Source organism: Micromonospora ferruginea (genome assembly GCF_013694245.2).
Taxonomy (GTDB): Bacteria; Actinomycetota; Actinomycetes; order Mycobacteriales; family Micromonosporaceae; genus Micromonospora; species Micromonospora robiginosa.
This window is the reverse complement of sequence record NZ_CP059322.2, coordinates 2,193,369-2,213,467: the sequence shown is the minus strand read 5'-3', so window position 1 is coordinate 2,213,467 and position 20,099 is coordinate 2,193,369. Positions and strand designations below refer to the sequence as shown.

Annotated in this window: 23 protein-coding genes; 12 read left to right on the top strand and 11 right to left on the bottom strand. The window is 75.1% G+C overall.

The features are described from left to right. Positions 1-2: 2 nt before the first annotated feature. On the bottom strand, positions 3-2,372 hold the full coding sequence (locus H1D33_RS09840; RefSeq protein WP_181568361.1) for a TIM-barrel domain-containing protein: 2,370 nt from the start codon (positions 2,370-2,372) through the stop codon (positions 3-5). 117 nt (positions 2,373-2,489) lie between these two features. Between H1D33_RS09840 and H1D33_RS09835 the strand changes: the two genes are divergently transcribed. Next, positions 2,490-4,499 carry a beta-galactosidase gene (locus H1D33_RS09835; RefSeq protein ID WP_181568362.1) on the top strand — a complete coding sequence of 670 codons (2,010 nt, stop codon included), beginning with the start codon at positions 2,490-2,492 and terminating at the stop codon, positions 4,497-4,499. A 13-nt stretch (positions 4,500-4,512) separates the two neighbouring features. On the opposite strand, the gene H1D33_RS09830 is transcribed toward H1D33_RS09835, so the two are convergent. Beyond that, on the bottom strand, positions 4,513-5,163 hold the full coding sequence (locus H1D33_RS09830) for a LysE family translocator (protein WP_181568363.1): 651 nt from the start codon (positions 5,161-5,163) through the stop codon (positions 4,513-4,515). 100 nt (positions 5,164-5,263) lie between these two features. Between H1D33_RS09830 and H1D33_RS09825 the strand changes: the two genes are divergently transcribed. Further along, complete coding sequence (locus H1D33_RS09825; protein WP_181568364.1) at positions 5,264-5,812, top strand: GNAT family N-acetyltransferase; 549 nt, start codon at positions 5,264-5,266, stop codon at positions 5,810-5,812. 4 nt (positions 5,813-5,816) lie between these two features. Here the strand turns inward: H1D33_RS09825 and H1D33_RS09820 are convergent, their stop codons facing one another. Continuing rightward, positions 5,817-6,206: a YkvA family protein gene (locus H1D33_RS09820; RefSeq protein ID WP_181568365.1), complete on the bottom strand. Its 390-nt coding sequence runs from the start codon at positions 6,204-6,206 to the stop codon at positions 5,817-5,819. Positions 6,207-6,308: 102 nt separating this feature from the next. Here H1D33_RS09820 and H1D33_RS09815 point away from each other — a divergent pair, with 102 nt between their 5' ends. The 4 genes from H1D33_RS09815 (at position 6,309) to H1D33_RS09800 (ending at position 8,403) form a co-directional block, all read left to right on the top strand. Beyond that, positions 6,309-6,782, top strand: coding sequence for a DnaJ family domain-containing protein (locus tag H1D33_RS09815; RefSeq protein ID WP_181568366.1), 474 nt, complete (start codon positions 6,309-6,311; stop codon positions 6,780-6,782). Positions 6,783-6,892: 110 nt separating this feature from the next. Further along, positions 6,893-7,213 (top strand): hypothetical protein, encoded by a 321-nt coding sequence (locus tag H1D33_RS09810; RefSeq protein WP_181568367.1) that lies wholly within the window; start codon positions 6,893-6,895, stop codon positions 7,211-7,213. 67 nt (positions 7,214-7,280) lie between these two features. Continuing rightward, complete coding sequence (locus H1D33_RS09805) at positions 7,281-7,721, top strand: VOC family protein (RefSeq protein ID WP_181568368.1); 441 nt, start codon at positions 7,281-7,283, stop codon at positions 7,719-7,721. A 64-nt stretch (positions 7,722-7,785) separates the two neighbouring features. Continuing rightward, positions 7,786-8,403, top strand: coding sequence for a hypothetical protein (locus H1D33_RS09800; protein WP_181568369.1), 618 nt, complete (start codon positions 7,786-7,788; stop codon positions 8,401-8,403). A 23-nt stretch (positions 8,404-8,426) separates the two neighbouring features. On the opposite strand, the gene H1D33_RS09795 is transcribed toward H1D33_RS09800, so the two are convergent. From H1D33_RS09795 to H1D33_RS09785, 3 genes are read right to left on the bottom strand one after another with little or no spacing between them, the layout of a single operon-like run. Further along, positions 8,427-8,642, bottom strand: a complete 216-nt coding sequence (locus H1D33_RS09795) for a hypothetical protein (RefSeq protein WP_246411480.1) — start codon at positions 8,640-8,642, stop codon at positions 8,427-8,429. Between the two features lie 37 nt (positions 8,643-8,679). Beyond that, entirely contained in the window at positions 8,680-9,459 is a 780-nt protein-coding gene (locus H1D33_RS09790) for a class I SAM-dependent methyltransferase (RefSeq protein WP_181568370.1), read from the bottom strand. Then, positions 9,460-9,873, bottom strand: a complete 414-nt coding sequence (locus H1D33_RS09785) for a nuclear transport factor 2 family protein (RefSeq protein ID WP_181568371.1) — start codon at positions 9,871-9,873, stop codon at positions 9,460-9,462. A gap of 121 nt (positions 9,874-9,994) precedes the next feature. On the opposite strand from H1D33_RS09785, the gene H1D33_RS09780 reads away from it, so the two are divergent. Continuing rightward, complete coding sequence (locus H1D33_RS09780; RefSeq protein WP_181568372.1) at positions 9,995-10,720, top strand: dienelactone hydrolase family protein; 726 nt, start codon at positions 9,995-9,997, stop codon at positions 10,718-10,720. Between the two features lie 35 nt (positions 10,721-10,755). Here the strand turns inward: H1D33_RS09780 and H1D33_RS09775 are convergent, their stop codons facing one another. From H1D33_RS09775 to H1D33_RS09755, 5 genes are all read right to left on the bottom strand, one after another. Beyond that, on the bottom strand, positions 10,756-11,295 hold the full coding sequence (locus tag H1D33_RS09775; protein ID WP_246411482.1) for a DUF1062 domain-containing protein: 540 nt from the start codon (positions 11,293-11,295) through the stop codon (positions 10,756-10,758). Between the two features lie 382 nt (positions 11,296-11,677). Further along, positions 11,678-12,148 (bottom strand): HNH endonuclease, encoded by a 471-nt coding sequence (locus H1D33_RS09770; protein WP_181568374.1) that lies wholly within the window; start codon positions 12,146-12,148, stop codon positions 11,678-11,680. A gap of 74 nt (positions 12,149-12,222) precedes the next feature. Then, positions 12,223-12,531 carry a hypothetical protein gene (locus H1D33_RS09765; protein WP_181568375.1) on the bottom strand — a complete coding sequence of 103 codons (309 nt, stop codon included), beginning with the start codon at positions 12,529-12,531 and terminating at the stop codon, positions 12,223-12,225. A gap of 275 nt (positions 12,532-12,806) precedes the next feature. Continuing rightward, entirely contained in the window at positions 12,807-13,940 is a 1,134-nt protein-coding gene (locus H1D33_RS09760; protein WP_181568376.1) for an XdhC family protein, read from the bottom strand. Further along, complete coding sequence (locus H1D33_RS09755) at positions 13,933-14,511, bottom strand: nucleotidyltransferase family protein (RefSeq protein WP_181568377.1); 579 nt, start codon at positions 14,509-14,511, stop codon at positions 13,933-13,935. Before H1D33_RS09755 ends, H1D33_RS09760 begins: the two co-directional genes overlap by 8 nt. 104 nt (positions 14,512-14,615) lie before the next feature. Between H1D33_RS09755 and H1D33_RS09750 the strand changes: the two genes are divergently transcribed. From H1D33_RS09750 to H1D33_RS09730, 5 genes are all read left to right on the top strand, one after another. Beyond that, a complete protein-coding gene (locus H1D33_RS09750; protein WP_181568378.1) occupies positions 14,616-16,484 on the top strand; it encodes an acyl-CoA dehydrogenase family protein in 1,869 nt (622 codons plus the stop codon). Further along, positions 16,481-17,521, top strand: a complete 1,041-nt coding sequence (locus H1D33_RS09745; RefSeq protein ID WP_181568379.1) for a phosphate acetyl/acyltransferase — start codon at positions 16,481-16,483, stop codon at positions 17,519-17,521. The genes H1D33_RS09750 and H1D33_RS09745 overlap by 4 nt, the downstream gene beginning before the upstream one ends. A gap of 78 nt (positions 17,522-17,599) precedes the next feature. Further along, positions 17,600-18,556 carry an ATP-binding cassette domain-containing protein gene (locus tag H1D33_RS09740; RefSeq protein WP_181568380.1) on the top strand — a complete coding sequence of 319 codons (957 nt, stop codon included), beginning with the start codon at positions 17,600-17,602 and terminating at the stop codon, positions 18,554-18,556. Next, positions 18,553-19,326 (top strand): ABC transporter permease, encoded by a 774-nt coding sequence (locus H1D33_RS09735; RefSeq protein WP_181568381.1) that lies wholly within the window; start codon positions 18,553-18,555, stop codon positions 19,324-19,326. The genes H1D33_RS09740 and H1D33_RS09735 overlap by 4 nt, the downstream gene beginning before the upstream one ends. Further along, complete coding sequence (locus H1D33_RS09730) at positions 19,323-20,087, top strand: ABC transporter permease (RefSeq protein WP_181568382.1); 765 nt, start codon at positions 19,323-19,325, stop codon at positions 20,085-20,087. Before H1D33_RS09735 ends, H1D33_RS09730 begins: the two co-directional genes overlap by 4 nt. Positions 20,088-20,099: the final 12 nt, after the last annotated feature.

Below are 20,099 nucleotides of genomic sequence, written 5' to 3'. Positions count from 1 at the left end.
GCTTAAACTAAATCGGCCACGCCCCCGCCGGGCGCGTCCCCGTCGCCGAACCAGGGCTCGAACGGGCTCACCGCCGCCGGTTGGCCGTCGAGGACCACCCGGCGCGGCGGGTCGTCGCCGACCACCGCGACCCGGCGCACGTCCAGCGGCCCGTCCACCCGGACCCGCAGCGTGTCGCCGTCGCGGACGGCGGTGACCGTGGTGTCGCCGTCGGGGTCGCGCACCACCGTCACCGCGTCGGTCCCGCCCCACGACACCAGCGTGACGTCACGGAACGGTCCTTCGGTGACGGTCGGCGCGGGCGCCACCACCGGCACCAGCGCGCCGTGCCGCACGTACAACGGCAGCCGGTCGAGCGGCGCGGACACCCGCAGGTGCCGGCCGCCGGCGTGACGGTGCCCGGTGGCCGCGTCCAGCCAGTCGTCGCCCTCGGGTAGGTAGACGGCGCGCTGCCCGGACGGGTCGAGCACCGGCGCGACCAGCAGGTCCGCGCCCAGGCGGTACTGCAGGTCGGTGGTCCAGGCGGTCGGGTCGCCGGGCGTGTCGAGCAGCAGCGCCCGCATCATCGGGCTGCCGGTGCGGGCCGCGTCCACCGCCACCGACCAGAGGTACGGCAGCAGCCGGTAGCGCAGCCGCAGCGCGGCGACCGCGTGGCGTTCCGCCTCCGGCGGGAAGTCCCACGGCAGCCGGCTGGTGGTGCCGTGCAGCCGGACCAGCGGCGACAGCGCGCCGAACTGGGTCCAGCGCACGTAGAGGTCGGGCTCCGGGGTGCCGTGGAACCCACCGGTGTCGTGGCTCCAGAACGGCACCCCGGACAGCCCGTGCGACAGGCCGCCGCGCAGCGTGCTGGCCATGCCCGGCCAGGTGGCGTTGACGTCGCCGCTCCACTGCGCGCTGTGCCGCTGCCCGCCCAGGTAGGACGAGCGCGCCCACACCGTACGGTGCCCGGCCACCTCCTCGGTGACGTCGGCGACCACGTCGTTGAACAGCAGCGCGTAGACGTTGTGCAGCTCGACGCCGGTCATCCCGTTGTGCGCCACCGCGTCGGCGGGCACCGCCTCGGCGAAGTCGGTCTTGAACACCGCGACGCCCTGGGCGAGCAGCGGCCGCAGCAGGCCCTGGAACCAGCGCACCGCCGCCGGGTTGGTGAGGTCCACGATGGCGCAGACCGGATAGCTGCCGTGCCAGGTGTCCGCCACGTACGTGCCGCCGTCGGGGCGGCGCAGGAAGTAGCCGGCGGCCTCGGCGTCGGCGTAGAGCGGACTGTCGGTCATCAGGTAGGGGTTCATCCACAGGCACACCCGGAAGCCCTGCTCGGCGAGGTCCTTGAGCATCCCGGCCGGGTCCGGGAACGCCCGCTCGTCCCAGCGCAGCTCCGACCAGCGCCCGGCGACCTGCCAGTAGCAGTCCAGGTGCAGCACGTCGCAGGGGATGTCCCGCGCCCGGATCGTCCGGGCCCGCTCCCGTACGCGTTGCTCGCTGTCCGGGAAGAACCCGGAGGAGATCCAGGCGCCGAACGCCCAGCGCGGCGGCAGGTACGGCCGGCCGGTCAGCGCGTCGAGCCGGTCCAGGATCTCGGCCGGGGTCGGCCCGGCCAGCACGTAGTAGTCGAGCAGGTCGTCCGGGACCAGCACCTGCACGCTGCTGTGGGTGCTGGCGCAGACGTCGAACTGCACCGGCAGGCCGCTGTCGACCAGCACCCCGTAGCCGCGGTCGGACAGGTAGAACGGCACGTTCTTGTGCGACCGGTCGGACTCGCCGCCGAACGCGTCGAAGTTCCACATCAGCGGGCGCTGGCCGCGCTTGTCCAGCGGGGTGAACTTCTCGCCGAAGCCGACGAAACGCTCGTCACCGGGCGCGACGAAACTCTCGTGCCAGGCGACCGGCTCACCGTCGAGGGTGGAGCGGCCGAGCGGCAGCGTGCGTCGCCGGCCGCTGATGTCCCGGGTGCCGCCGTCGGTGGCCACCAGCAGCCGGCCGTCCGGGCCGAGGAACCGCAGCCCCCACGGGTCGAGGCGGATCTCCGCGACCGCCCCGCCGGCGTCCACCCGGGCGTACGCGTCGTCGACGGTGACCTCGGCCGGGTGCGGCGCCGGCCGGGTCAGGGTGGTGGCGCGCGCCGAGCGGCTGCGCACGCGCAGGTCGTCGGCGAGGCGTACCCGCAGGATCCCGTCGCCGGCGGCCTCGATGCGGGCGACGAGCGTGCGGCCGGAGGCGCAGGTGGCGCGGAGCGTGACGCCGTGCGGGTCGGTCCCGACCACCTCGGCCCGCAGCACGTCGTCGGCGCCCTGCTCACCGGGGGAACGGACCGGCAGGTCGGGCGGGTCGGCCACGAACGTCTCGTACGGGACCAGGGGCGGGCGGTACGGCATGGGCGTCTCCTCGCGGCGACCCGGGCGGCGGCACCGCCAGTTTCTTTGGAACCACAACTAACTGTCAATGATCCACCGCATTGACTTTCCGCCTCACCTGTTCCTACTTTGGCCGGGATGACAACTAAAGCGCTGTGGAGCGGCGGCCGGCTCAGCTACGGCGGCGACTGGAACCCCGAACAGTGGCCCCCGCCGGTGTGGTCGGCGGACATCGCCCTGATGCGCGAGGCCGGCGTCAACCTGGTCACCGTCGGCGTGTTCGCCTGGTCCCGGCTGGAACCCGCCCCCGGCCGCCACACCTTCGACTGGCTCGACCGGGTGCTGGACCTGCTGCACGACGGCGGCATCCGGGCCGCGCTGGCCACCCCGACCGCCTCGCCGCCACCCTGGTTCACCCACGCCCACCCGGACGCCATGCCGGTCACCGCCGACGGCATTCGGCTGCACCACGGCAGCCGGGACACCTACTGCGCCGCCGCGCCCGCCTACCGCGCCGCGGCCCGTCGCATCGCCGAGACGCTCGCCGCCCGCTACGCCCACCACCCGGCGCTCGCGCTGTGGCACGTGCACAACGAGTACGGCACCACCTGCCACTGCCCGCACACCGAGACAGCGTTCCGCCGGTGGCTGGTCGAGCGGCACGGCGACCTGGACACGCTCAACGACGCCTGGGCCACCAGCTTCTGGGGCCAGCACTACGCCGACTGGGCACATGTCGGCGCGCCCCGCGCCACCCAGTACCTGGCCAACCCCGGCCAGCTCCTCGACTTCCGTCGCTTCTGGTCCGACACGCTGCTGTCCGCGTACACCGAGCAGCGCGACGTGCTGCGGGCGGCGAACCCGGCGGTGCCGGTCACCACCAACTTCGTGCTCGGCGACTGGGTGCCCGTCGACCACGCCCGATGGGCGCGCGAGGTGGACCTGGTCGCCGTCGACCACTACCCCGACCGGGTCGACGCCGCCGAGGAGCAGACCGCGCTCGCCGCCGACCTCGCCCGCGGCTGGGCCCGCCACGGCGCCGGCCGACCCGCGCCGTGGCTGCTGGCGGAGAGCGCGCCCAACCAGATCCACACCGCCGGCCGGATGCACACCAAGGAACCCGGACGGATGACCCGGCACAGCCTCGCGCACGTCGCCCGCGGCTCCGCCGGGGTGATGTTCTTCCAGTGGCGCGCCCCGGCCGGCGGCGCCGAACGGTTCCACTCCGCCGTGGTGTCGCACGCCGGCGGCGCGGACACCCGGGTGTTCCGCGAGGCCGCCCGCCTCGGCGCGGCGCTCGACCGCCTCGCCGGGACCGAGGCGGGCCGGGTGGCGGCCCGGGTGGCCATCGCCTCCGACGCGGCCAGCGGCTGGGCGCTGCGCCACCCCGGGATGCCCCGCGCCGACCTCGACCACCCGGGCGAGGTGGCCGCCGCGCACCGGGCCCTGTGGCGCGCCGGCATCGCCACCGACCTGGTCACGCCCGGCGACCCGCTCGACGGGCACCGGCTGCTCGTGCTGCCCGCGCTCTACCTCGCCGCCGACGCCACGGTCGACTGGGTACGCCGGCACGTCCACGCCGGCGGGCACCTGCTGGTCACCTGGCTCAGCGGGGTCGCCGACGAGCACGCCCGCGTCCGCCTCGGCGGCTACCCGGGCGCGTACCGGGACCTGCTCGGGGTGCGGGTTGAGGAGTTCCACCCGCTCGCCGACGACGAACGGGTGCCGCTGACCAGCGGTGGGTTCGGCCGGATCTGGTCGGAGACCGTGCACCTGGCCGGGGCGGAGCAGATCAGCGCGTATATCGGCGGGGTGCTCGACGGCCGGCCCGCGGTCACCCGGCACCGGATCGGCGACGCCCGCGCCTGGTACGTCTCCACCCGCCCCGACGACGACACCTACCGCCGGGTGCTCACCGACGCCGCCCGCCTCGCCGGCGTCGTCCCCACCTGCCCGGCGGCGCCCCCGGGCGTCGAGGCGGTCCGCCGCGTCGACGGCGACCGGAGCTGGCTGTTCCTGCTCAACCACACCGACCGGCCGCAGCGGGTGCCGGCCGCCGGGCACGAACTGCTCACCGGCGAGGCGGTCGACGACCGGGTCACCGTCGCGCCCGGCGGCGTGGCGGTGCTGCGCGAGGCGCCGCGCTGACCCGCGTACCGGATCAGCCGGCGGCGACGGCGGCGCGGGAGCGGTCGGCGGCGATCCGCACCGCGAGCCCGGCCAGCACGGTGCCCATCACGTAGCGCTGCAGGCGCGCCCAGCCCGGCCGGCGGCTGAGGAACGCCGACACCGAACCGGCGCTGAGCACGATCAGCGCGTTCACGGTCAACGCGATGGCGATCTGGGTCAACCCCAGCAGCAGGCTCTGCACCGCCACGTGCCCGCGCGCCGGGTCGACGAACTGCGGCAGCAACGACACGTAGAGGATGGCGATCTTCGGGTTCAGCAGGTTGGTCACCAGGCCCATGGTGAACAGCCGCCGGGGCCGGTCCGGCGGCAGCGGCGCCGGCGTGAACGCCGACCGGCCGCCCGGGCGCAACGTGCGCCACGCCAACCACAGCAGGTAGGCCGCGCCGGCCAGCTTCACCGCCGTGTAGAGCGGCGGGACCAGCACGAACACGGTGGCGATGCCGGCCACCGCGGCGCTCAGGTAGACCAGGAAGCCGACCGCCACGCCGAGCAGCGACACCAGGCCGGCCCGCCGCCCCTGGGTGACCGAGCGGGACACCAGGTAGACCATGTTCGGGCCGGGCGTGAGCACCAGACCGAGCGCCACCAGGGCGATCCCCACCACCGCGCCGAGCGTGACCATGCCGCCTCCCGCCGTAGACCCTGCCCGGACCCTACGCCGGCCGGCCCGGCGCGGAGGACCGGGCTCGCGCCGGGGCGGGGTGACGCGCGACACTCGGGGGATGCCCGTCCTGCTGTCCGCCGCCGCCACCCCGTCCGCGCCCGGCCTGCTGCTGCGACCGTTCCGCGACGGCGACGGGGACGCGCTGCTGGAGGCGTACCGGGACCCGGTGCTGCGCGCCTGGACCCGCTACCCGGTGACCACCCGTGGCGAGGCGCGGGCCTTCGTGCGCCGCAGCCGGCAGGGCTGGGCGGCCGACCGCCGGTTCAGCTTCGCCGTGCTGGAGGACACGCCGGCGGGGGAGCGGCTGGTGGCGTGCGTGGTGCTCAAGGAGGTCCACCCCGGGCAGCCGGCAGCCGAGGTCGGCTACTGGACCGCCGCGCCGGCCCGGGGGCGGGGCGTCGCGCCCCGGGCCGTCGAAGCGGTCACCGGGTGGGCGTTCGCCCGCTTCGCCGCCGCCGGCCTGACCCGGATGGAACTGTTCCACCAGATCGACAACCCGGCCTCCTGCCGGGTGGCGGAGAAGAGCGGGTACGCGTTCGCCGAGGTGGTGCCGGCCCGACCGCCGTTCCCACGCGACGGCCACCGGCACGTACGCCCACGGCCCTGAGCCGTCAGGCCCCGCCCAGCAGGCGCAGCAGCAGCCTCGGTTCGCCCGGCCACGCGTCCAGCAGCACCTGCCGGGGCACCTGCCGCCCGGCGTAGCGCAACGCCAGCGCCACCACGACGATGTCGTCCAGCGGGCCGACCACCGGCAGGAACTCCGGGATCAGGTCGATCGGGCTGGCCAGCCAGACGCCCGCCACCACGATCGCGATCCGCGCCCGACGCGGCACCCGCGGATCACGGCGCAGCCGCCGCACCGTGGTCAGACAATCGGGCACGAAAGCGGCCAGGTCACGCAGGATCCCCGGCGGCAGCCGCCGGGCCAGCAGCACCAGCAGCGCCCAGCTCCCCACCAGGCAGGCCATCCCCACGCCGAGGCCGATCAGCCAGTCCCGCACGCCGCCGCTCCCTCCCCTGGGCGCCCGGGAACACCCCGGCACCGTCCGGCGCTGACCATAGGCGGAAACCGGCGGATACGGTGAACACCGGAGGTGACGGCGATGACGTACGGCTGGGAGGCCGCGGTCGAGGCGCAGATCCGCTCCGCCCAGGAGCGCGGCGAGTTCGACAACCTGCCGGGCGCCGGCAAGCCGATCCCGGGCCGCAACGAGCCCTACGACGAGGGCTGGTGGATCCGCGGCTTCATGGAACGCGAGCAGATCCCGTCCGACCTCATGCTGCCCACCCCGCTGCAGCTTCGACGCCGCATCGAACAGCTTCCCGCCGAGCTGCGCGACCTGCCCACCGAGGAGGCCGTCCGGTCGTCCGTGGCGGTGCTCAACGCCGAGGTGGTGGCGTGGCTGCGCGCGCCGACCGGGCCACGCGTCGTGGTCCGCCCGGTCAACGTGGAGGAGGCGGTACGGCAGTGGCGCGCCGACCGCCGGCACGCCGCGGTGATCCCGTCGGCGCCGTCACCGCCAACGGCCGGGCGGCCCGCCCGCTCCCGCCGCCGCTGGCGTTGGTGGCGTCGCTGAACCCGACGGCAGGTCAACCGCGTTATTCTGAGCCCCATGGACCCGACCGGCTCCGTCCGAGGCGTCAGCACAGCACACCGCACGCGGCCCGTCCCGGGCGCCCGGCGGTCGTGGCGGACGATCTTCGCGCACTGCACGGGCCCACCACCGGCGTCGTCGAGCTTCCCCACCGTCTGTTCTGGCAGCCCGACCGGCATGTCGACCTCGACCGCCCAGGGTTGTTGCCCTGGATGTACGAGACGGTGCTGACCGAAGCCGTCCGCCACGACGAGCTGCGCACCTGGCTGCACGGGCCGACGCTGATCCGACTCTGGTCGACGCTGTATCTGCCTCGGGGCGTCCGCCGCGCCTGGGAGGAGCGCCACCCGGTGCTTCGCGTCCGGGACCTCGAAGGGCTACGCAAGGCCTTCGCGGACTGGCCGCGAGCGTAGGCGCGCCCTCGCCCTCACTGCGGCTCGTCGGGCCGGCGACGTCGGGCCCCGGCCCTATCCTCGGGGCGTGACGATTCACCGGATGGACAACGTCGGCATCGTGGTCGACGACCTCGACGCCGCGGTCGCCTTCTTCACCGCGCTCGGCATGGAGCTGGAAGGTCGGATGCCGATCGAGGGTGACTGGGCGGGACGGGTCGTCGGGCTGTCCGACATGCGTAGCGAGATCGCGATGATGCGCATCCCGGACGCGCCGGGCCGGCTCGAACTCGCGACCTACCACGCCCCACGGTCGATCACCCCCGAGCCGGCGCCCACCCCGGCCAACACGCTGGGCCTGCACCGCGTCATGTTCGCCGTCGACGACATCGAGGCCACGCTCGCCCGCCTGCGCCCGCTCGGCGGCGAACTCGTCGGCGAGGTGACGCGCTTCGAGGACAGCTTCCTGCTCTGCTACCTGCGCGGCCCGAGCGGGATCATCCTCGCCCTGGCCGAACAACTCACCTGAGACGTACGTCCACCGAACGCGCGGGGGCGGTGGGGGCCGCACCGGGCCTGCGTACCCTCTGGCCATGACTCGACGGGGATGGGGCCTGGTCGTCGTCGGGGCGAGTGTGCTGGCTCTGGTGTCGCTCGCCTCGAACGTGACGACTCCGGGCCAGCTCGACGGCAGTGCGGACACCGTCCTGGCCAGCCGGTTGACCGTGAGCCAGCTCGTCAACGCGGGAACGGTCTGGGCCGGGCTGGCAGTGGTGTCCGGGTGGCTCGCCCGCCGACCCGCCCCGGCCGTCGCCGCGGGAGCCGTCGCCCTGCTCACCGCCTGCGTCGTCCACTACGGCGTGGGGACGGCGTTCGGGATGTTCGACCGGGACGTCTGGGCGGCCAACCTGCACTGGCTCCTGGCCGCGCTGGTGCTGGGCGGACCGCTCGGCCTGGTGGGCGCGATCGCTCACCGGGCGGATCCGTGGGGGCTGGCCGCCCGTCTCGTCGTCCCCCTCGGCGCGGTGCTCGAACCGTTCGTCGTCGGCCGGTTCACCACCCCCGCGATCCTGCCCTGGCCGAACCGGGTCGCCGACGTCGTCAGTGGGCTGGTGCTGCTGGTGGCCGGAGTGGTGGGCTGCGGTCGGATCCTCAGCGTGCGCGGGCGGCGACCGGCGTCGCACGGGCAGCGGCCGACCGCCGACGTCTGAGCACCGCCCCCGCGGGCGCACGCTCAGCCACGTGCCGCCTGCCAGGTCCAGGCGGTCCGGCGCGGGCGCCCGCCCATCGGGGCCCGGCCGGTCAGCCAGAGCAGCACCGGCGTCGGGTCGCCGGCGGGCGCGTCGGGAAACAGCCGCCGCACCACCGCGGAGCACAGTTCGGCCGGCGGCGACCAGGCCAGGTCGAGGCCCCGCGCCACGTCGCGGGTGTGCAGCAGGATCTCCGCCACGCCCACCGCGGCGAAGCCGCGCGGACGTCGGTGCCGTTCACCGCCGCCGCACGCGCAGCACACAGGTCAGCATCGGCAGGGTGAACTCGCCGTGCGCGGTCTCCGGGCGGCTCGCCAGGAACGCGCGGATCCGGTCGAGCGCCGCCGCCCGCTCCGGCTCCGGCATGACCAGCATCCCCGCCCGGGTGGCCAACGTCGCCACCAGGGAATCGGCGGTGCGGCGCTGCCCGTGCCGGAACTCGGCCTGCTCCGGGCCCTCGAACCGGGCCGGCGCGCCGTTCCTCGGCAGGTGCATCCGCGCCGTCTCGACCCGCCAACCGGCCGGCGTGTCCCGCGGGCCGACGGCCGCGCTGCCGCTGACCTCGGCCAGCCCGGCGACCCAGTCGACCCGGTCGTCCAGCACGTTCCACAGCCCGGCCAGCACGCCGCCGGGGGCGAGGACCCGGGCGATCTCCGGACCCGCCACCGCCATGTCGAACCAGTGCATGGCGTTGCCGGCCAGCACGGCGTCGACGGTGGCGTCCGGCAGCGGGATCGCCTCGGCGCTGCCCGGCAGCGCCCGCGTGTCGGGCAGGGCGCGGCGCAGCTCGGCCAGCATCGCCGGGTCCGGCTCGACGGCGGTGACGTCGGCGCCGACCGTGCCGAGCGTGGCGGTCAGCTTGCCGGTGCCGGCGCCCAGGTCGAGCACCCGCCGGCCGGGCGCCGCCTCCAGCGCCCACCGGACCGCGTCGCGCGCGTAGTCCGGGCGGTGCTCGGCGTACGCGGTGGCCGCCGCGCCGAACGAGGACGAGTGCCGGTCGCGTTCGTGCTGGTCCATTCAGGTGCTCCCCTCGTCGAGCGCGGCGATCAGGCGCAGCGGGTCGATGTAGTCGCGGTAGGACACGACGAGGCCGTCGCGGACCCGGAACACCGCGATCACGGTCTGCTCGAACGGCGCGCCGGTGGCCACGACGTTTCCGTGTGCCTCGTACTCCACGATCACCACCTCGGGGTCGGTGGTCTCGTGGAGCACCACGTCACGGTGCTCGTCGATGGTGATCAGGGCGTGCGCCGCCTCGGTCAGGTGCCGGCGGATCTCGGCGTGCCCCTGCACCCGGCCGGGCACGCCCGCGGGACGGAACGGCCACTCGATGTACCCCTGGGGGGCCATCACCGCCACGAACGCCTCGACGTCCTGCTCCCGGCCGGCGCGCAGCACCCGCTCGACGGCCTCCCGCGACGACACCGGCATGCTGCCTCCCGATCGGACCGCTGCTGTTGCTGCCACCGTAGTGGCCCGGCACACCTCCGCGCTGTTCTGCCAGCGGCGAAAGCCGTTCTGACCGGGCGCGACGGTCACTACGCTCGGTCCGATGACGGCGATCACCACGCGCACGGTCGCGTACCCGGCCGACGGCCTGACGATGATCGGGCACCTCGCGCTCCCGGCCGGTGTCGACCGCCGACCCGCGGTGCTGCTCGGGCCGGAGGGCACCGGGCTCAGCGACGTCGAGCGCCGCCGGGCCGATGCGCTCGCCGAACGGGGATACGTGGCGCTGGCCTTCGACCTGCACGGCGGGCGCTACCTGGGCGACCCCGAGGAGATGCTGGCCCGGTGCCTGCCGCTGCTCGCCGACCCCGACCGGATGCGGAGCATCGGCCACGCGGCGCTCGACGTGTTGCGCGCCGAACCGCGGACCGACCCGGAGCGGATCGCCGCCGTCGGCTACGGCACCGGGGGCGCGATCGGGCTGGAACTCGGGCGCGACGGCGTCGACCTGCGCGTGATCGGCACCGTCAACGCACTGACCACGGGCCGGCCGGGCGAGGCGGCGCGCATCCGCTGCCCGGTGTGGGTCGGGGTCGGATCGGAAGACCCGATCATGCCGCCCGCGCAGCGGGACGCGTTCACCGAGGAGATGCAGGCCGCGGGCGTCGACTGGCGCCTCGTGGTCTACGGCGGCGCGTTGCACGCCTTCCACCACCCGCCGGTCGACCACCCCGTGGTCCCCGGCGTCGGCCACCACCCGCGGCACGCGCAGCGCGCCTGGCGCGACGTCGTCGCGCTGCTCGACGAGTGCCTGCCCCTGACGGAGTGATCTCCCGGACCGCCCGGCCGGCGACCGCATGCCCGCTACCGCACGGACATCAGCGTGAACGCGAAGCCGGCGATCCTGGACCGCCGCATCGGCACGTCGCACTTGACCCGCCGCTCGACTTCGGCCCGGCTGAGGCCGAGCCCGCGTGCGACGAGCCGGTCCGGGCGTACCGGTATCGGATCGCGGAGGACCACCTCCACCCGGATCGGCCACGCCTCGCCGAGCGGCACCGGCGTGGCGTCCAACCGCCAGGCGTCCGTCCAGTCGAGGGCGAAGCGGTTACGTCGGGCCAGCGCCGGATCCAGCAGGGTGGACGCCACCAGCCGGCCGTCGTTGACGTGGTAGCCGTGCAGTTCGGCCGGATCGAACGAGGCGACCGGCGTGCGCTCGTGGACGGTGAGCTTGCTGGTCCGGTCGCAGCGTACGCAGCGGACGAGCAGCCACACGTCCAGCAGCTTGCCGTTCGCGTTGACCCGGAACCGCCCGTCGCCGGTGGTGGCGGAGCCCGACGGGCAGTCCACGCACCGCCGGGACAGCAGGGGCAGCCGGGTCCGGTGGACGACCCAGGGCAGCACGATATGAGGTGGTGAGGACATGAGTTCCGAGACCTGATCTCTCTAGACCTGACACGAGGCCGATTACGCGCGACCTCGAACGCCGCATGACCGGGCGCGCGGGGCAGCCCGGCGGAACCGACGGGACGCGTCGGCTACCGGTGAGCGGTGGAACGTGTCAGATCCGGAGAGCGGGCGGGGTCATGCGGCTCGTGTCCTCTCTCCTCGGTGTCGCAGGCAACCTACGGACGACCGGGAAGGAACCTCAACCGGTTATCTGCCCGCATTACCGTATTACCGGTTACAACAATCCGATAATTAGCCGGAACAAAGGCCCCAAACCGTGCATACATCATAATGACAGTTCGTGTGCGTAATGGTTTAGGATGGTGTATCGCGCTCGTTAGCCGTCGCTGGCGGGCCGGTAGCCGGCTCGGGCTGCGGCCACCTCGGCGGCGCGTCGCTCACGCCAACGCCGCTGGGCGTCGCTGTTGCAGCGCCGGCACACCTTCCGGAGGCGCCCGGTGGCCGAGTCGACCTCTCGGTCATGTCCGTTGCGGCAGGTCGGCTGCTGCTGACGCTCTCGGCAGTTGTCGGCGTGGCTGAGCTGTCGCAGATGGGTCGGCTCGATGCAGTCGGGGATCCCGCAATCGTGGTGGACGTCCAGGTCAGGCCGATAGCCGCCGACGAAGACCGCATACGCGGCGACATGGGCCCAGGCTCGTCCGGCGAGCTTCTGGTAGATCCCGCGCTGCCGGCCGTAGCCCCGCACGATGAGGCAACCCGACGGCACGCGCTCCGAGCGGTCCAGAAGATATGCCCGCAGCGAGCTCTCAGTGAAATGCCGGGACAGGCCAGCAACCTGGGACAGCATCGGCCGAGCATATGAGACCCCTGTGACAGGTGGGCCACCCACGAATCATCCGCGGGTGGCCCACCACGCCAGGCTCAGCGTTGGGTGCGGTCGTCGATCTCGGTGCCGGACTCGCCGGGCCGGGCGCCGATCGCCTCCTCGGCGGCACGGCCGCCGGTGCTCTCGTCGCCCTGCCGCAGGGAGCTGCGGGGCAGCCCGGCCAGGTGCGCCGGATCCTCGATCGGCTGGTCCGGCCAGTCGTCCTGGGTGCCGTCGGCCAGCCCGGCCCGGCGCAACACCTCCACCAGGTCGTCGTGCGACAGACGCTCGGCATCCGGAATCCCGGCCCCGCGCGCCATCGACTGCAGCGTCTTCAGGTCTTCGCTCACGAATATCTCGGCCATGCCGGAGCCTTCCCGGCGCCCAAGACAAGGAAACCGGCGCAGGGCCGCCCGAGCCCACGCCGTGCAGGGCGGAAAGAAACACCTTCGATGAGAGCGGTATGCCTGTGAGGCATGAATATGACTTTCGGTCATACCGCTCTTGACCGGTCTGTTCGCCTGGGCGGCGACACGCCCGAACGTCCGAGTCCGGCGCGGAGACTGCCCGGGCACGACCCAAGGCGCGGCGAGGGCGGGCGTGGACGCCCGGCATGAGGCGGCGGCACGAACGCCGCCGGTCACGGGCGGGTCAGCACCTCGGGAGGAGCGACAGGAGACACGTGGATCCGCTCGTGACCGGGCCCGAGCGGCCCGCCGGACCGGCCGGTGCGTACCGCGATCACCTCGGCGGCGATGCTGACCGCGGTCTCGGTGGGCGTGCTCGCGCCCAGGTCGAGCCCGGCCGGACCGGCCAACCGGGCCAGCGCGCCCTCGTCGACGCCGGCCGCCCGCAGCCGGGCGAGCCGTTCGGCGTGCGCGCGGCGGGACCCGACCGCGCCGACGTACGCCGCCGGGCCGGCGAGGGCCACCTCCAGCAGCGGCAGTTCGAACTTCGGGTCGTGGGTCATGGCGATCAGCACGGTCCGCCCGTCCACCCGGGCGCCGGCGGTCTCCGCCGCCAGGTAGCGGTGCGGCCAGTCCACCACCACCTCGTCGGCAGCGGGAAACCGTCGACGGGTGGCGAACGCGGGACGGGCGTCGCAGACGGTCACCCGGTAGCCGAGCTGGGAACCGAGTGCCGCCAGCGCCGCGACGTGGTCGGTCGCGCCGAACAGGATCATCCGGGGCGGTGGCGGGAACGCGGTCACCAGCACCGCGATGCCCTCACCGTCGACGGTGTGCCGGCGCACCTCGGTGCGGCCGGCGGCCAGCGACACCTCCGCGTGGCGGACGGCCGCCGCGTCGAGGCGCGCGTCGCCGAGCGAGCCGTGCTCGCCCCAGGGGCCCAGCAGCATCCGCCGGCCCAGGTGGTGCCGGGGGCCGGCGACGCAGGTCAGCACCGCCACCGGCCGGCCGGCGCGCACGGCGGTGACGACCTCGTCCAGTCGGGGAAAGGTGACCCGATCGAGGCGCTCGACGAAGACGTCGATCGTGCCGCCGCAGGTGAGCCCCACGCCGGTGGCCGCCTCCAGGCCGGCGCCGTAGCGCAGCGCCCGGGCGGGCCCGCTGTCGCGTACCTGCTCGGCCTCGGCGTGCACCGCCGCCTCCACGCAGCCACCCGAGACGCTCCCCAGGACCACGCCGTCCGGGCCGACCAGCATGGTCGCGCCGACCGGCCGCGGGGCGCTGCCCGCGGTGGCGGTGACCGTCGCGGCGGCCACCGGTTGGTTCGCTACCCACCATCGCAGCAGGTCGGCGAGGTGGTCACGCATCGAGCAGTCCCGCCTGCCCGGGCCGGTCCAGGTCGGTCCCGTCGGCCACGTCGGCGCACGGCACGACCCGCAGCCGGTCGTGGTGGGCGCGCAGGTAGTCGCGGGCGCCCCGGTCGCCGACCGCCACCCGGGCCGCCCCCGCCCAGTGGTCGCGGCCGAGCAGCACCGGATGCCCGTGGCGACCGTCGCGGTGGGCGGCCACGGCGAGCGAGCCGGCGGTGGCGTCGCGCGCGACCCGGCGTACCGCGGCGGGGGTGAGGCCGGGCATGTCGACCAGGGTGACCACGGCCGCCACGACAGGGGTGGGCACCAGCGCGGCCAGCCCGGCGCGCAGCGACGAGCCCATGCCGGTGGGCCATGCCTCGTTGTGGACCACCTCGGGCAGCCGGGCGCGGGCGCGCACCTCGTCGGCGGCCGCGCCGAGCACCACCACGACCGGGTCGCAGCCGGCAGCGGTGAGGATCCCGGCGGCGTGCTCGACCAGCAGGCCGCCCCGGTGGGCTAGGAGCGCCTTCGGCATGCCGAAACGGCGGCCGGCGCCGGCGGCGAGGAGCAGTCCAGCCGTGGCCATGGCCCGAGCGTAGCGGGAGAACCGAGATCCGGTATCCCTCGCTTCTAGCTTTCTCGCCTAGCATGTATCTCGTATTTGCTGTCGGGATGGCGGTGAGGTGCCGGGTGACACCAGACGAAGCGCCCGCGTGGCGGCGGCTCAGCCCGCTGCCCCTGGACCGGCTGGCTCCGCTGCCGGCGCTGGCCGAGCACCTGGACCGGCCCGAGGCCGGACGGCTCCTGGCCGAGGCCGACGCGAGCCGTACACCCCCGGACGACGTGCTGGCCGCGCTGCGGTCCCTCGGCGTCGCCGCGGTGTACGACCCGGCCACCGCCACCGCCGTGCACGTCAACGCGCTCAACGCCGTCCTCGCGCGACACAGCGGCAGCCTGGCGATCACGCTCGGGGTCAACGCGCTGGCGCTGCTGCCGCTCTACATCGCCGGCACCCCGCCACAACGCGACCGGGTCGGCGCCGTACTGCGGGCCGGCGGCTCCGCCGCCATGCTGCTCACCGAGCTGGCGCACGGCAGCAACCTGGCCCGCATCGCCACGCGGGCGGTGCCGGACGGCGACGGTTGGCGGCTGACCGGAGAGAAGCACCTGATCAACGGCGGCCGGCGACACGACCTGCTGGTGACGCTGGCCCGCGTCGACGGCGGCGACGACCTCGGGCTGTTCCTCGCCGAGCGGGACGGCACGGTCCACGCCCTGCCCGCCTGGCGCACGCTGCCCACCGCCGCCGCGGACATCTCCGGCGTACGCCTCGACGGCACCGCGGCGCAGCCGGTCGGCGCGCCCGGTGACGGCGCGGCGGTCCTGCGGCTGACCCTAGCGCTGTCCCGGGGCGGCATCGGCTCGCTGGCCTCGGGCGCCGCGAGCGGGGCGCTGGCCCAGGCGGTGCGCTACGCCCGCGAGCGTGACGTCTACGGCGAGCCGATCGTGCACCTGGGCGCGATAGCGGAGCACCTGTTCCGGGCCGCCGCCCTCGACGTGCTGGTCGCGGCCGCCGCGGTCAAGGCGACCTTCCTGATCAACACACTCGGGCCGGCCGCCGCGCACGCCACCGCGGTGGCCAAGTACGCCTGCTGCCGGTTGGCCGAGGAGGCCGTCACCGAGGGCCGCGCGGTGCTCGGCTCCCGGGCCCTGGTGGAGGAGTTCGGCTACGCCGCCCAGGTGCGCGACGTGCTGCTCTACGGCGTCTTCGACGGCACCAGCCACATCCTGCTCGACCAGTTGCAGTGGCGATTGGAGCGCTTCGCCGCCGGCCCGGCCCGGGGCGACGACGGCTACCGGGTGCTCGCCGAGGCGTACGCGAGCGCGCCGCAACCCCTGGTGGACGTCGCCCGGCTGCGGGTGCGGCCGTTCGCGCCGAACCCGGCGCTGCGGGCCGCGACGCTCGCCGCGGCGACCGACCGCCCGGCGGTGGGCGCGCTGGCGACGCTCCTGCGGCGGCTGTTCGACGTGGTCGGTCGCGCCCGTCGCAGCGGACGCTGGGCGGCGGACCAGGCCTGGCGCTTCGCCGGTGCCGGGATCCTCGCGGAGGCGGAGGCGCTGCTGGCCGCCGTCGAGCTGGTCGACCCGTGCGCCCGGGCGCTGCTCGGCCTGCCCGGCCGGGCCGGGGAGGTCGACGAGGCGGCGCTCGGCTACGCGCTCGGCTGGCGTGGCGTCGGGCTCGCCGCCCAGGTCGACGAGCTCGCCGCCGACCTGGCGGCCGACGGCCGGCCCGGGACCGACGACCCGTCCACGGCGGTCGAGACGGACGATCCGGCGGGGACGGACGATGTGCGCGCGGCGTTCGCGGGCGAACGGGCGCCGGCGCGCGCGGCGCTGCGGCGCTGGCTGACCTCGACGCCCGCCGGCCCGTCGCGCCCCGGTCCGGCCGCCGTGCCCGACGCGCCTGCTTCCACACCGGACCGGCCGACGCGGCGTCCGGGTTCCGCGCCGGGCACCGCCGGTGCGGCGGACCGGTCGGCCGCCGGGGCGGCGCGGTGAACGCCGCCGGCCGTCGACCCCGGATCGCCGTCGACGTCGCGGGCGCGGACCTCGGGCCGCAACCGGTGGTCGCCGGGGCGCTGGCCGCCGCCGAGAGCGCGGACGTGGTGCTGGTCGGCCCGCGCGAGCGCGTCCGGGCGCTGCTGCCCGGCGGCGTGCCACCACCCGGAGTACGCCTGCTCGACGCCCCGGACGTGGTGGGCATGGCCGACGACCCGGTGGCCGCCACGTACGCCAAGCGGCGCTCGTCGCTGCTGGTCGCCGCGGCGGAGGTGGCGGCGGGCCGGGCCGACGCCATGGTGACCCCGGGCAACACCGGTGCCGCCGTGCTGGCGGCGGCGGCCCGGCTGGGACGGGTGCCCGGGGTGACCAACCCGGCGCTGGCGACGGTGCTGCCGGTGCCGGACGCCGGGCCGACCGTGCTGCTCGACATCGGCGCGACGGCGACCGCGCAGCCGGAGTGGCTGGTCGAGTTCGCGGTGCTCGGCGCCGAGTACGCCCGCTGCCGCCTCGGCGTCGACCGGCCCCGGATCGGCCTGCTGTCCAACGGGCACGAGTCGGTCAAGGGCGGCCCGGTGCGCCGCGACGCGCACCTGCTGCTGGCCGCGATGCCCGGCTACGTGGGCCAGATCGAGGCGTACGACGTGCTGGGCGGCCGGGTGGACGTGGCGGTGACCGACGGGTTCACCGGCGACGTGGCGTTGAAGATGTACGAGCGCACGCTGGACGCCACCGTGGGGCTGGCGCTGGCGGCGGTACGGGCGTTCTCGCCGATCGGCGCGCTGGCCCGGGACCGGGAGCGGCGGGTCACCGCGGCGGTGCGCCGGGGGCTGGCCGCCGAGGCGGGTGGCGCGCTGCTGGGCGTACGCGGGGTGTGCGTGGTCTGCCACGGCGCGGCCGGCGCGGCCGACGTGGCGGCCGGGGTGGACATCGCGGTCGAGTGCGTGCGCTCCGGGGTGGTCGACCGGACCGGCGTCGCCTTCGCGGCCTCGTCGCGTCGACGCCGGGCGGTGCGGCGCATCGCCGTCGACGGATGACTGAGTCGTTCTTGTATCTGGTTTTCCACATACGAGCGTTGATATGGTGCCGGGGACTCCTGGGGTGAGGGTGGTGCGATGTCAGAGCAGATGATCCAGGTCCACGATCTGCGCCGGTCGTTCGGCGCGACGACCGCGGTCGACGGGGTCGGATTCGAGGTGGCCGCCGGCGAGGTGGTCGGCCTGCTCGGCCCGAACGGCGCCGGCAAGACCACCACGATCCACTGTCTCACCACACTGCTGAAGCCGGATTCGGGCAGCGCCCGCGTCGCCGGCTTCGACGTGGTCGACCAGGCCGCCCAGGTGCGCCGCAGCATCGCCGTCACCGGCCAGTTCGCGGCGCTCGACGAGCTGCTCACCGGCCGGGAGAACCTGGTGCTGTTCGGCCGCCTGCTCGGCCTGGACCGGCGGGCCGCCGCCACGCGTGCCGACGAGCTGGTGGAGCGCTTCGACCTGGGGGAGGTGGCCGGCAAGGCGGTCCGCACCTACTCCGGTGGCCTGCGCCGCCGCGCCGACCTGGCCGCGAGCCTGGTGGTCGACCGGCCGGTGCTGTTCCTCGACGAGCCGACCACCGGCCTCGACCCGCGCAGCCGGCGGGCGTTGTGGGAGGTGGTCCGGCAGTTGCGCGCCGACGGCACCACCGTGCTGCTGACCACGCAGTACCTGGAGGAGGCGGACCAGCTCGCCGACCGGGTGCTGCTGGTCGACCACGGCCGGGTCGTCGCCGAGGGCACCCCGGACGAGCTGAAGGGCCGTCTCGGCGGCACGGTCTGCGAGGTGCGGGTGGAGGATCCGCGGGCCCGGGAGACGGCCGCCGCGCGGCTGCGCGAGGCGTTCCCGGAGCTGACCGAGGACGACGACGTGCTGCGCGTCGCCGCCGGGGCGGGCACGCTGACCGAGGTGGTGCGCCGGTTGGAGGCCGCCGGCGTGGAGGCCGACGACGTGACGGTCCGCCGGCCCACCCTGGACGAGGTGTTCCTGTCGCTGACCGGGTCGGCCGCCGGCGTGCCCGACGTGGCGGGAGCCGGGCGGTGACCGTCGCGAGCCCGCCGGCCGCCGGGCCGGCGCGGCAGTTCGCCGTGCTGGCCGCGCGCAACCTGCGCCAGGCGCGCGCCGGCCGGTCGGTCGGCCTGACCGTGGTGTTCCCGCTGACGTTCTTCGCCGGCTTCATGGTGGTGTTCCACCGGTTGATGTCCGACTACGGCATCGCCTACGAGCAGTTCCTGCCGCCGGCGATCGTCGTGCAGACCACCGTGCTGGTGGCCATGTCGGCGTGCTACATGGTCGCCGGTGACGCCCGCAGCGGGCTGATCGCCCGCTACCGCACGCTGCCGATGGGCGCCGCCGTGGTGCCCGCCGCCCGGCTGGTGGTGGACGCGGCGCGGGCCGCCGTCGCGGTGGCGGTGATCCTCGTCGCGGCCGTCGTGGTCGGTTTCCGGTTCACCGCGGGCGCGGCCGGCGCGGTGGGTTTCGTGCTGCTGGCGGTCGGCTTCGCGGTCGTGCTGGCGGCCGGGTGCGCCGCGCTGGGCCTGGGCGCCCGTGACCCGGAGCACGTCTACTCCGCGCTCACCCTGCCCTATCTGGTGTTGACCACGGTGTCCACCGCGTTCGTGCCGGTCGACGCGTTCCCGGGCTGGTTGCAGCCGCTGGTGCGGGTGTCGCCGTTCTCCGCCCAGGTCGACGCGCTGCGGGCGCTGTCCACCGAGGGCGCCGACCAGCGGGTCTGGCCGGCGCTGGTCTGGTTGGTGGTGCTGGGGCTGCTGTTCGGCTTCGCCGCCGCCCGTTCGTTCCGGAGGACCCGATGAGCACTGTCACCCAGGCGTCGCTGTTCGCCGGGCGCAACCTGCGCCGGTTCTTCCGCGCCCCGCCGGCGCTGATCTACTCGTTCGCGTTCCCGGTGCTGCTCCTGCTCACCCAGTACGCGGTCTTCGGCCGCATCGTCGGCGACGGCGACCGCCAGCACTACCTGGAGCGGCTCGCGCCGCTGGTGGTGCTCTCCACCGCCGCGTTCGGGTCGCCGTCGAGCGCGGTCGGTTTCCTGCGCGACCTCAAGGGCGGGCTGGTCGACCGGCTGCGGGCGATGCCGGTGCGGCCGGGGGCGCTGCTGGCCGGGCGGGTCGCCGGTGACGTGCTGCGCATCGTGCTGATCGGCGTGCTCACCACCGCGGTGGCGCTGCTGCTCGGGTTCCGGTTCCGGCAGGGCGCGGTGGCCGTGGTGGGTTTCTTCGCGGTGCTCGCGCTGTTCGGGGTGATGTGGGCGGCGATCGCGCTGTGGCGCGGCTCGGGGCCCGGCGACGAGGAGTCGTTGCCGCCGTCGCTGACCGGCCCGGCGACGCTGCTGTTCATCTTCTCGTCGGGGTTCGTGCCGGTGTCGGCGTTCCCGTCGGTGGTGCAGCCGTTGGTGCGGGCCAACCCGTTCTCGGTGGCCACCGAGGCGTTGGTCGGGCTCTCCTCGGGCGGGCCGGTCCTGGCGCCGGTGCTGCAGACCCTCGCCTGGGTGCTGGGGCTGGGCGGGATCTGCCTGCTGGTGGCGGTGCGCCGCTTCGGCCGCCGCACCGCCGCCTGACCGGGCGGGCCG

Bases quoted from the DNA above. Each gene is read 5' to 3' on its own strand.
- H1D33_RS09840 (WP_181568361.1), bottom strand. From the start codon at position 2,372: ATGCCGTACCGCCCGCCCCTGGTCCCGTACGAGACGTTCGTGGCCGAC.
- H1D33_RS09835 (WP_181568362.1), top strand. From the start codon at position 2,490: ATGACAACTAAAGCGCTGTGGAGCGGCGGCCGGCTCAGCTACGGCGGC.
- H1D33_RS09830 (WP_181568363.1), bottom strand. From the start codon at position 5,163: ATGGTCACGCTCGGCGCGGTGGTGGGGATCGCCCTGGTGGCGCTCGGT.
- H1D33_RS09825 (WP_181568364.1), top strand. From the start codon at position 5,264: ATGCCCGTCCTGCTGTCCGCCGCCGCCACCCCGTCCGCGCCCGGCCTG.
- H1D33_RS09815 (WP_181568366.1), top strand. From the start codon at position 6,309: ATGACGTACGGCTGGGAGGCCGCGGTCGAGGCGCAGATCCGCTCCGCC.
- H1D33_RS09800 (WP_181568369.1), top strand. From the start codon at position 7,786: ATGACTCGACGGGGATGGGGCCTGGTCGTCGTCGGGGCGAGTGTGCTG.
- H1D33_RS09790 (WP_181568370.1), bottom strand. From the start codon at position 9,459: ATGGACCAGCACGAACGCGACCGGCACTCGTCCTCGTTCGGCGCGGCG.
- H1D33_RS09785 (WP_181568371.1), bottom strand. From the start codon at position 9,873: ATGCCGGTGTCGTCGCGGGAGGCCGTCGAGCGGGTGCTGCGCGCCGGC.
- H1D33_RS09780 (WP_181568372.1), top strand. From the start codon at position 9,995: ATGACGGCGATCACCACGCGCACGGTCGCGTACCCGGCCGACGGCCTG.
- H1D33_RS09770 (WP_181568374.1), bottom strand. From the start codon at position 12,148: ATGCTGTCCCAGGTTGCTGGCCTGTCCCGGCATTTCACTGAGAGCTCG.
- H1D33_RS09765 (WP_181568375.1), bottom strand. From the start codon at position 12,531: ATGGCCGAGATATTCGTGAGCGAAGACCTGAAGACGCTGCAGTCGATG.
- H1D33_RS09760 (WP_181568376.1), bottom strand. From the start codon at position 13,940: ATGCGTGACCACCTCGCCGACCTGCTGCGATGGTGGGTAGCGAACCAA.
- H1D33_RS09755 (WP_181568377.1), bottom strand. From the start codon at position 14,511: ATGGCCACGGCTGGACTGCTCCTCGCCGCCGGCGCCGGCCGCCGTTTC.
- H1D33_RS09740 (WP_181568380.1), top strand. From the start codon at position 17,600: ATGTCAGAGCAGATGATCCAGGTCCACGATCTGCGCCGGTCGTTCGGC.
- H1D33_RS09730 (WP_181568382.1), top strand. From the start codon at position 19,323: ATGAGCACTGTCACCCAGGCGTCGCTGTTCGCCGGGCGCAACCTGCGC.